The sequence below is a fragment of the Nocardioides sp. genome (assembly GCF_016462705.1).
GTDB lineage: Bacteria > Actinomycetota > Actinomycetes > Propionibacteriales > Nocardioidaceae > Nocardioides.
This window is the reverse complement of the sequence record NZ_JAEMSS010000159.1, coordinates 1-9,451: the sequence shown is the minus strand read 5'-3', so window position 1 is coordinate 9,451 and position 9,451 is coordinate 1. Positions and strand designations below refer to the sequence as shown.

Here is a 9,451-nt window from a genome sequence, read left to right as displayed (position 1 = left end):
CCGTCACCCTCGCCGCGACCGGCAAGGTGGTCGTGCTCGCCACCGGGACCTTCAGCGTGGGGTGCGGCGCGGGCTCGGCGTGCAGCCGGGTCGTCAGCGTGACCGTCGACGGCGTCACCGTGCCGGGCGCGTTCGGCGAGGTGGGCGCGAACGCCAACCAGGGGGCGAGCAAGCTGCTCACGTTCACCGGGGTGCTTCCCTCCGTCGCCGCGGGCACCCACACCGTCGTGATCCGGGTGGGGACCGTGGGCCCGGTGAGCACCAGCGACAACGGCGGGGACATCCGCCTGGTCGCGCTGGGTCTCGGCTGATGCCCTAGTCCTGCCACAGCTGCGCGAAGCTGGCGACGGCGTAGCTGCCCTCGATCCGGGAGACCAGGCGGAACTCGTCGCTGCCCACCGTCCAGGCGACCAGGGCGGGGTCCGTCTGTCGCGACTCGTAGACCAGGGTGCGGTCGTCCAGCCACCCCGCGACCGGGCAGCACTGGAGGTAGCGGCCCTCGTCGTGGATCTCCCACAGGATCGCGAGGACCCTGGTCACCCCACCGACCCGGGCCGCGACGAACTCGGGTTCCGCCAGGTGCTTGCCCGGATCCGCGACCGGAACGGGGACGCCCATCCCCCACGCCTGCGCCTCGCTCCCCCCGGGCGAGCGACGGGTGAGCCCGAAGGCCTGGGCCGTCCGGGTGTCGAAGCCGGGCCGCAACCGGGGGGACCGCATCTGAGTGCCGCCGGGGCTCACGAGGTCGCCCCGGACGTCGAGCACGTCGCCCCCGCCCGAGGCCGACCCCGGGAGAACGAAGGAGTCGTCGCCCACCCAGGTCACGAAGCGGGTCACCCGGTCACCGGTGTCGATCGAACGCCACTGCCCGGTCGCGAGCGTGTAGACCTCGACGCTGTCGTCCTGCGGGAACACGAGGTACTCGCCGGTCGGCGACAGCATCGAGTGGCTCACCGGGCGGTAGCGGTAGCCGTTGGGCTTGGTCACGTCGTCCAGACGGTCGAGCGAGAGGCTCAACTGCGCACCTGAGGGGTCGACCAGCCGGACCTGGTCGCCGACCGCGAACGCCGCCACGGCGCGGTCCGGCCTCTCGGCCGTCGGCGCGGATCGGAGGTCGATCACCTCCGGCAGAGGAGAGTCGTCGACGGGTGACAGGTCGCCCTCCTGCTCGCGACCGACACTCCACCAGACCGGAACCCCCTCGTACCTCGCGTCGGGCTCCGCGGTCGGCGGGGTCGGTGCCGACGTCAGCGTCGGACCGCCGGGCGGCGGCGCGGGCTGGGTCGTCCGGCCGGTGCCGGTGAGGACCGCGCCCCCCAGGGTGACGGCGGCCGTGGCCGCCGCCGCGGCCCCGAGCACGGCGAGCCGGGTGCGTCGGCGTGCCCGTCGACCCGTCCGCCACGCCCCGGCTGAGAGGTCGGGCACGGCCACCCCGGACACCCGCTCCTCGAGCAGGTCCCGCAGCATCTGGTCGGTCATCGGACCTCCTCGACGGCACCCAGGAGCTCCGCCAGCTCCGGTGACGACTCGCGCATCTGGCGGAGCGCGTGGTGCGTGGTGCTCTTCACGGTGCCGACGCTCACACCGAGCGCCTCGGCGGTCTCGCGCTCGGGCAGGTCGTCGTAGTAGCGCAGGACCACCGCCGCGCGCTGCCGCGCGGTCAGCCGGGCCAGCGCCTGGTCGAGCAGGATCCGCCGGTCCACCGACGGCTCCCCGCCGTCCACGGGCCGGTCCCCCGGCTCGGTGACGACCTCGCGTCGCTGCTTGCGCCACCACGAGATGTTCGTGCGCACGATCACCTTCCGGGCGTAGGACTCGGGAGCCTCGTCACGCAGCCGCTCCCACCGGGCGGCCACCTTGGCGAGCGCGTCCTGCACCAGGTCCTCGGCTCGGTGGTGGTCACCGGTCAGCAGGACGGCGGTGCGCAGCAGCGCGAGCTGGCGATCGCCCGCCCAGCGCGTGAACGACGCCTCCGACTCCGACTCCACGACCAGGGAACGCCCCTCCCCCTCGAAAGGTTGGGATCAGAGCAACGATTCCACGAGATCGGCGAACCGGCCCGCGTTCGCCGGGTCGACGTCGAGGTAGAGGCCGGGCTCGATGAGCTCGAGCTCGCTGACCGCCCAGGCGCCGTCCCAGAGCATCATGTCGACCCGCGCGTAGGACAGGTCCGCTCCCCAGCGGCGGGCGGCGGCGCTCACGGCTGACTCGGCCAGGCTCGACTGCTCCGCCCCCAGGTCGACCGACCGGCTCTGCCCGCCGTAGAGCTCGTGGACCCGGATGTCGCTCACCCCGTCACCGGAGGCGACCACCTTGTCCACCTGGGAGACCGCGCGGCCGCCGAGGACGTGGACCGACGTCTCCCCGGTGCTCCGCACCGAGTGGACGACCGGCTGGACGACCCAGGGCGCCGCGGTCAGCCCTTCCAGCCGCTGGTCGTCCACGCTCGACGCGACGACCACCCCGACGCCACCCGCACCGGTGCGCGGCTTCACCACCACCTCCCCCCATCGACCCAGGGCGTCCTCGAGGCCGCGCACCAGCGTGGCGTCGTCCAGGAGCGCGGTGGGCACGCACGGCACGTCGGCGGCGAGGTCGACGAGGTAGCTCTTGTCGGCGTTCCAGGTGAACACGTCCGCGCCGTTGAGCAGCCGGGTCTCGGTCTCGACCTTGCGGGCCCAGGCGAGGAACTCGGCGGTGCGGCGGTGGTAGTCCCAGGTCGAGCGGACCGCGACGAGGTCCGCCGTCGCCCAGTCGACCGACGCGTCGTCCCACACGACCCAGCGGCTCTCGATCCCCCGGTCGGCCAGAGCCGAGACCACGAGCTCCCCACCAGCCTCGCCGTCCGGGAGCAGGGAGAACGTCACGAGCAGCACCAGCACCGCGTCACCCTATTCTCCGAACCGCCTCCGGACCGGAGCGTGGTGCCCCTCCGGGAGCTCGTCGAGGAGCCCCAGCGCGGCCAGGACCGACGGCAGCATCGCCGTGGCGGTCCGCTTGTAGCCGAGCGGGCTGGGGTGGAAGCGGTCCAGGCTGAACATCTCGTCGGGGTTGCTCGCGAAGAACGGCCCCACCACCCGCGCGAGCGAGACTGCGTGCGCACCCCGCGAGACGACCGCGACGCGCTGGGCCGCCGCGAGCTGCCGCGAGGCGAGGCCGCCGAGGCTCCGCAAGGGCTGCGGGACCGCCCGCAGTGCCCCGAGGTCCGGGCAGGTGCCCACGACGACCGGTGTCCCCCGGGCGTGCAGGGAATCCACGGCGCTCGCGAGGTGACGAACGGAGGTCGACACCGGGACCCGGTGGGTCACGTCGTTGCCGCCGACCACGATGACCGCGACGTCGGCGCGGTAGTCGGGCTCGAGCCGCGCGAGCTGCGCGGCCAGGTCGGAGGACTCCGCGCCCACGACGGCCTCGGTCCGCAGCCGCACCGGACGGTGGGTGGCCCTGGCCAGCCGGATCGCCAGCCGGGCGCCGAGGGTCTCCTTGCGCCGCTGGGCACCCAGTCCCGCGGCGATCGAGTCACCGAGGACGAGCAGACGCAGCGGGCGGACGTCGGGCCGGCGGTAGCGGCGCCGCCAGGTCCGGTCCGCGGCGACCGCCTCCTCCCCCAGCGGCTTCCCGATCAGCCGCCGGGCGGTCTGCGCCTGGAGGCGCAGGAGCTCGCGGGCGCCGTACCCGGCGAGCCCCAGCACCGTGGTCACGCCCAGGGTGATGCCCACGGTCACGCCGAGGGTCCGCTGCCGAGGAGTCATCGTCACGGTCCAACCAGATCCGGGTGAACGGGAGTGTCGATCCAGCCCTCCCCCGGCCGTCATCCCGGTGTCAGACTGACCACGACGAAGGAGACCAGGATGGGCCGCTACGCCGTACTGCTGCCGGGTGACGAGGATGCCTGGGAGGCGAGCAGCGAGGAGGAGCGACAACGCGTCTACGGGCTGCACGAGCGGTTCGCGAAGCTGCTCGAGGAGCGCGGGCACCAGGTCACCGGCGGAGCGGAGCTCGCGCACTCCCGCGACGCCCGGACGCTGCGCCGGTCGGCGGACGGGGCGACGACCGTGACCGACGGCCCGTACGCCGAGGCCGCCGAGCAGCTCACCGGCTTCTACCTCGTGGAGACCGACGACCCCGAGGGTCTGCTCGAGGTGTGCGAGGTGCTCATGGACGGCGAGGACGTGATCGAGGTCCGCCCGCTCGCCGCGGCGGCAGACGGGAGCTGACGGGAGCTGACCTGGAGCCGACCCGGAGCTGACGGGAGCTGACGGCGGATGACGCCCGTCGAGCGGGCGGTCCGTGACGACTGGGGCCGGCTCCTGGCCCTGCTCGTCGCGCAGTACCGCCGGCTCGACCTGGCGGAGGACGGCCTGGCCGACGCCGTCGAGGCCGCGGCCCGCACCTGGCCGTCCCTGCCCGGAGGCTCCCCTGGCAACCCGGCCGCATGGCTGCTGACCGCCGCCCGCCGCCGGGTCGTCGACCGGCTGCGGCACGAGTCGGTCGCCGCCCGCACCCTCCCGATGCTCGCGGTCGACGCGACCCTCACCGTCGACGCGAGCCGCACCATGGCCGACGACGGCTCCCCGGTCGGCCTCGCCGACGAGCGGCTGCGCCTGGTGCTGCTGTGCGCCCACCCCTCACTGCGGCCCGAGGCCGCCGCCGCCCTCACGTTGCGGATGGTGCTCGGCGTGCCGACCGAGGACCTCGCCCGGCTGTTCCTCGTCCGCACCAGCACCATGGCGGCCCGGCTGACCCGGGCTCGCAAGTCGCTCGCCCACGGGTCCTTCACCGTGCCCACGGGCCGCGAGCTGGGGTCCCGCCTGGGCGTCGTGGCGGACGTCGCCTACCTCGCGTTCACCGCGGGGTACGCCGCTGGGTCCGGGCCCGACCTGCTCCGGGCCGACGTCTCGGCCGAGGCCATCCGGCTGGTCCGGCTCACCCGCTCGCTCCTGGCCGGGTGGCCCCACCCGCCGGACGAGCACTCCCTCGACGCGCTGCTCGCACTGATGCTGCTTCAGCACTCCCGGCGCGACGCCCGGGTCGAGAACGGCAGGCTGGTCCTGCTGCCCGACCAGGACCGCACCCGATGGCACCGTGACGAGATCGCCGAGGGGCTCGCGCTGCTGGAGCCGCTCGTCCACGACCCGCCCGCGCCCTACCTGCTCCAGGCGCTGATCGCCGCGGAGCACGCGATCGCCCCCCGCGCCGCGGACACCGCCTGGGCCAGGATCGTGAGCCGCTACGACGAGCTGCTCGCGCTGGGCGAGTCCCCCGTGGTGCGGCTCAACCGGGCGGTGGCGGTCGCCGAGGTGGACGGCCCCCTCGCCGGTCTCGCCGCCCTGGCTCCCCTGGCCGGTCGGGCGGGGCTCGGTCACCGGTACGACGCGGTCCGGGCGGAGCTGCTGGCGCGGGCCGGGCTCGCCGACGAGGCGGTGGTCGCCTACACCGCCGCACTGGCTGTGTGCGGCAACGAGACCGAGCGGGCCCACCTCGCCCACCGGCGACGGCAGGTGGGTGGGGAGGTCGGCCGCGACGGCGTTCCGGGCTGAGAAGCACCGTTCGGGCCGGTTCATGCGTGAGAATGGCCAGGTGTTCCTGTACGCCGCCATCGTGCCCCCCCAAGAGATCCTCGACGAGATCTGGTCGGTCGCGGAGGCCGCGTCCGCGGACGGCCTGATCGAGACGCCACCGGGTGGGCGCCGCAAGGCGTCCCGGCTGCGCCTGCTCCGGTCCAAGCGCCCCGCGGAGACCGAGCGGCCCGGCCCGGTCCTGGACCTCGCCCGGGCCATCGACGTCAACCTGCCGATGGCCAAGTTCGGCAACCTCGCGCTCCACGACGCCAACCGCCTGGCCGAGGCCCTGCGCGAGTCGGCCAGCGGGTGGTCCTCGCCGCGGCTGCGGCTCGGTGGGTGCAGCACGCTCGAGTCCGAGACCGACCCCTCGATCTGGGTCGACCTCGAGGGCGACCTGGACGACCTGCTCACCGTGATCCGTGGCGTGCACGAGGCCGCCAAGAGCCTGCGGCTCTTTGTGGACCGGCGGGTCTTCCAGCCCCGCGTGCGCCTGGGTGGGGTGCGGGCCGACGCGACCGAACCCGAGCTCGAGGCGCTGCTGGCGCGGCTGCAGCGGTTCGAGACCGACGCCTGGTGGCAGACCGAGTTCCACCTGCTGACCCTCGTCGACCAGGGACCTGACCTGCCCGACTACAAGTCCTTCGCCGACATCGCGCTCGGGCCCCACGTGGCGCACTGACGACCCCGGTCCCGCGTTTCCAGGCGATCAGGCGTCAGGCGATCGGAGCCAGCAGCTCTCCCGAGTCGGAGTCGGACTGCGACGCCGGGGTCTCGGCGGGGGGCGGGACCTCGCCGTGCCTGTTGTCGGCGACCACGGGCAGCAGCGCCTCCAGCGGCATCGGGCGGTGCAGCAGGTAGCCCTGGACCAGGGGGGCGCCCACGACGTCGCGGACCTTCTCCAGCTGGCCCTGGCGCTCGATGCCCTCGACCACCACGTCGAGGGACAGCGCCCCGGCCATCGTGACGATGCCGGCCAGGACCGAGCACGCGCGTTCGTCGGTGTCTATCTCGCTCGACAGCGAGGCGTCGATCTTCACGACGTGGGCGGGAACGCTGTGCAGGTAGCCGATCGAGGAGAAGCCGACGCCGAAGTCGTCGACGGCGAACCGAACCCCGAGTGCCGTGATCTGCCGCATCGCCTCCAGCACGGAGGTGTCGTCGGCGACGCCCTCCCGCTCGGTGATCTCGAGGACCAGGCCGGTGCCGTCCATGTCCCGGACCGCGCCCGCGACGACTCCGACGAACTCGGGGTCACGCAGCTGTCGCGGTGACACGTTCACGCTCATCGAGATCCGTCCTCCGGCGGCCGCGCGGAGCGCGGGAGCGTCCCGCGCCACCTTCGCCAGCACCCGCTCACCCAGGGGGATGATGAGGCCGGTCGCCTCGGCGGTCCGGATGAACTCCTCGGTGGGCACCTGGACCCCGTCCTGGTGCCAGCGGACCAGTGCCTCGACCCCGACGATCCGGTCGGTGGTGGCGGTGACGACGGGCTGGTAGACGACCGTCAGGGCGTCGTCGTCGATGGCCCGCCGGAGCTCCTCGACCTGCTGGAGGCCCTCCATCCGGACCCGCCCGATCGCCGGCTCGTAGGCCACCGCCTGGGCCTTCCCGCGGCCCTTGGCCTCGTACATCGCCAGGTCGGCGTTGCGGAGCAGGGTCTCCGACGACTCGATGCCCTCGCCGAACGCGATGCCGATCGACCCCCCGAGCGGCACGGTGTCGGTGCCCACCTGGGTGCCGCGGCTCAGGCTCTCCAGGATCCGGTCGGCGATCTCGAACGCCTCGCTGATGGTGATGTCCTCGAGCAGGACCGCGAACTCGTCGCCTCCGAGCCGGGCCACCGTGTCGCTCAACCGCGTGCACTCGACCAGCCGTCGAGCGACCTCGATGAGCACGGCGTCGCCGGCGGCGTGGCCGTAGCGGTCGTTGACCGGCTTGAAGGAGTCGAGGTCGAGGAACAGCAGCGCCACCCGGACCTGGCTGCGCCGGGACCGGTGCAGCGCGTGCGCCACGCGGTCCAGCAGGATGCCGCGGTTGGGCAGGTCCGTGAGCGGGTCGTGGCGGGCGTAGTGGACCATGTCGGCGGTCAGCTGGATCCGGGCGTAGGCGTCGGCACCGAGCACCGCGAGCGCCCCGAGCGCCTGCTCGTCGGCCGCGACCGTCGACCTGGCCCGGTCCCGGGCGGGCGCCACCACCCAGAGCGGTTCCTTGCCCCGCTTGACCTGGGCACCGACCTCGTCGGGGCCGGGTGCCCAGTCCCGGAGCTCGACGTCGGCCAGGCGGATCAGCCGGCGGGCGTCGTAGAGGAGGGCGTCACCGATCTGGTCCGGCACGTGGACGGACTGGACCCGCACGGCCGCCTCGAGCAGGACGGTGAGCCGGCGTGCGTCCTCGCGTCCGCGGACCACGGCCCGGGTGGACAGCAGCAGGGTGATGAGCGGGACCACGAAGAGGACGAGCATCCACCACGGGCTGTTGCGGAGCAGCACGGCGGCGAGGTAGCCCAGCAGGTCGAAGGGGACGAAGGCGGCGATCGCCATCAAGGTGCCGCGCTGGACCAGCTGGTTGCGGAACGGGGAGCTGGTGTCGATCGAGACCGAGAGCGCCGAGAGGACGTAGTCCACGAAGAAGTACGCAGCCGCGGCGGCGACCATGGCCAGCAGCTCGCGGGGGGTGCCGAGCTCGGGACCGCGCACGAGGTGGAACAGTGCGGCGGCCGCGCCGGCGGCGAGGATCCCGGCGCCGACGTTGAAGACCTGGGCGGTCGGGCGCTTGCCCGAGATCAGCTGCGTCAGGATGACCGCGACACCCCAGACCGCGATCGCGGAGGACGCGTCGAAGGTGCACAGCAGGAACATCAGGATGCTGGAGTCGAACCCGATCTCGATCCCGCCGTCCTCCCCGTCCAGCACCATGGGGAACCGGGCCACCACGGCCACGAGGGGGATGCCCACCAGGGCCGCGACCCCCAGCTCCCAGTCGCGCTCCACGCCGCTGGCGAGCGCCCAGGCCAGGAGACCCATGCCGAGGAGGCACAGGCCGACGTCGAACTGATAGCTGCGCGAATCGCGCAGCCGGGTTCGATGGCTCGCCATGTGGGGGGTCTCCTCGGTCGCCGTTCCAGCCCAAGTATCGAGTGGAAGGCGGGCCGCCCGAGGCGGAATGGGAAGATCCGAGCGGGGATCTTCCCGGGTGGTCAGCCGCCCGCGACCGCGGGGATCACCGAGATCTGGGTGCCGTCGGGCGTCGGTGTCGCGAGGTTGTCGAGGAACCGCACGTCGTCGTTGCCGACGTAGACGTTGACGAACCGGCGCAGCTCGCCGTTGTCGTCCAGGATCCGGGCCTTGATGCCCGCGTAGCTGTTGTCGAGGTCATCGAGGACCTCCTGCAGCGTGCCGCCGGTCGCGGTGACCTCCGAGTCGCCGCCGGTGTAGGTGCGGAGGATGGTCGGGATCCGGACGGACACGCTCATGGCTGCTCTCTCGCTCTCGGGTGGGTGCTCAGACTGCGGCGGCTGGGTCAGGCGAGGCCGGTGGCGGCGAACGCGGCGTACGTCGGCTCGATGGTCACGGCGGCGCCGACGCGGTCGGAGACGGCGTCCAGGGTCTTGAGCCCGTGGCCGGTGTTGATGACGACGGTGTCCAGGTCCGGGTCCAGCTGGCCGGTCTCGACGAGCTTCTTGAGGACGCCGACGGTGGTCCCGCCCGCGGTCTCGGTGAAGATCCCCTCGGTCCGGGCGAGCAGCACGATCGCGTCGCGGACCTCCTCGTCGGTGATGTCCTCGACCGCGCCGCCGGTCTCCCGGCAGATGTCGAGCACGTAGATGCCGTCCGCGGGGTTGCCGATGGCCAGGCTCTTGGCGATGGTGTCCGGCTTGACCGGGCGGA

The 9,451-nt window shown here is 73.3% G+C and carries 11 protein-coding genes; 4 read left to right on the top strand and 7 right to left on the bottom strand.

What is annotated here, in order from left to right; translation table 11 throughout:
• Positions 1 to 311, top strand: a 311-nt coding sequence (locus JHD21_RS17275) for a hypothetical protein (protein ID WP_292677685.1), incomplete at its 5' end; no start/stop codon positions are given.
• A gap of 4 nt (positions 312 to 315) precedes the next feature.
• Here the strand turns inward: JHD21_RS17275 and JHD21_RS17270 are convergent.
• Genes JHD21_RS17270 through JHD21_RS17255 form a run of 4 tightly spaced genes read right to left on the bottom strand, consistent with a single transcriptional unit; the run spans position 316 to position 3,752 of the window.
• A complete protein-coding gene (locus tag JHD21_RS17270) occupies positions 316 to 1,479 on the bottom strand; it encodes a hypothetical protein (protein ID WP_292677683.1) in 1,164 nt (387 codons plus the stop codon).
• Entirely contained in the window at positions 1,476 to 1,988 is a 513-nt protein-coding gene (locus tag JHD21_RS17265; protein WP_292677681.1) for a SigE family RNA polymerase sigma factor, read from the bottom strand. Before JHD21_RS17265 ends, JHD21_RS17270 begins: the two co-directional genes overlap by 4 nt.
• A gap of 36 nt (positions 1,989 to 2,024) precedes the next feature.
• Entirely contained in the window at positions 2,025 to 2,882 is an 858-nt protein-coding gene (locus tag JHD21_RS17260; RefSeq protein ID WP_292677679.1) for a hypothetical protein, read from the bottom strand.
• Positions 2,883 to 2,891: 9 nt separating this feature from the next.
• On the bottom strand, positions 2,892 to 3,752 hold the full coding sequence (locus JHD21_RS17255) for an SGNH/GDSL hydrolase family protein (RefSeq protein WP_292677687.1): 861 nt from the start codon (positions 3,750 to 3,752) through the stop codon (positions 2,892 to 2,894).
• Between the two features lie 99 nt (positions 3,753 to 3,851).
• Here JHD21_RS17255 and JHD21_RS17250 point away from each other — a divergent pair, with 99 nt between their 5' ends.
• From JHD21_RS17250 to JHD21_RS17240, 3 genes are read left to right on the top strand one after another with little or no spacing between them, the layout of a single operon-like run.
• Positions 3,852 to 4,217 (top strand): YciI family protein, encoded by a 366-nt coding sequence (locus JHD21_RS17250; protein ID WP_292677677.1) that lies wholly within the window; start codon positions 3,852 to 3,854, stop codon positions 4,215 to 4,217.
• A gap of 48 nt (positions 4,218 to 4,265) precedes the next feature.
• The gene (locus JHD21_RS17245; protein ID WP_292677675.1) at positions 4,266 to 5,540 is read left to right on the top strand and encodes a DUF6596 domain-containing protein; all 1,275 of its coding nucleotides are present in this window, start codon (positions 4,266 to 4,268) and stop codon (positions 5,538 to 5,540) included.
• Positions 5,541 to 5,580: 40 nt separating this feature from the next.
• Positions 5,581 to 6,243 (top strand): hypothetical protein, encoded by a 663-nt coding sequence (locus JHD21_RS17240; protein ID WP_292677673.1) that lies wholly within the window; start codon positions 5,581 to 5,583, stop codon positions 6,241 to 6,243.
• A 34-nt stretch (positions 6,244 to 6,277) separates the two neighbouring features.
• Here the strand turns inward: JHD21_RS17240 and JHD21_RS17235 are convergent, their stop codons facing one another.
• From JHD21_RS17235 to JHD21_RS17225, 3 genes are all read right to left on the bottom strand, one after another.
• Positions 6,278 to 8,659, bottom strand: a complete 2,382-nt coding sequence (locus JHD21_RS17235; protein ID WP_292677671.1) for an EAL domain-containing protein — start codon at positions 8,657 to 8,659, stop codon at positions 6,278 to 6,280.
• 101 nt (positions 8,660 to 8,760) lie between these two features.
• Positions 8,761 to 9,036, bottom strand: coding sequence for a MoaD/ThiS family protein (locus JHD21_RS17230; protein WP_292677669.1), 276 nt, complete (start codon positions 9,034 to 9,036; stop codon positions 8,761 to 8,763).
• A 47-nt stretch (positions 9,037 to 9,083) separates the two neighbouring features.
• On the bottom strand, positions 9,084 to 9,451 hold a 368-nt coding region (locus tag JHD21_RS17225; RefSeq protein WP_292677667.1), incomplete at its 5' end, for a pyridoxal-phosphate dependent enzyme.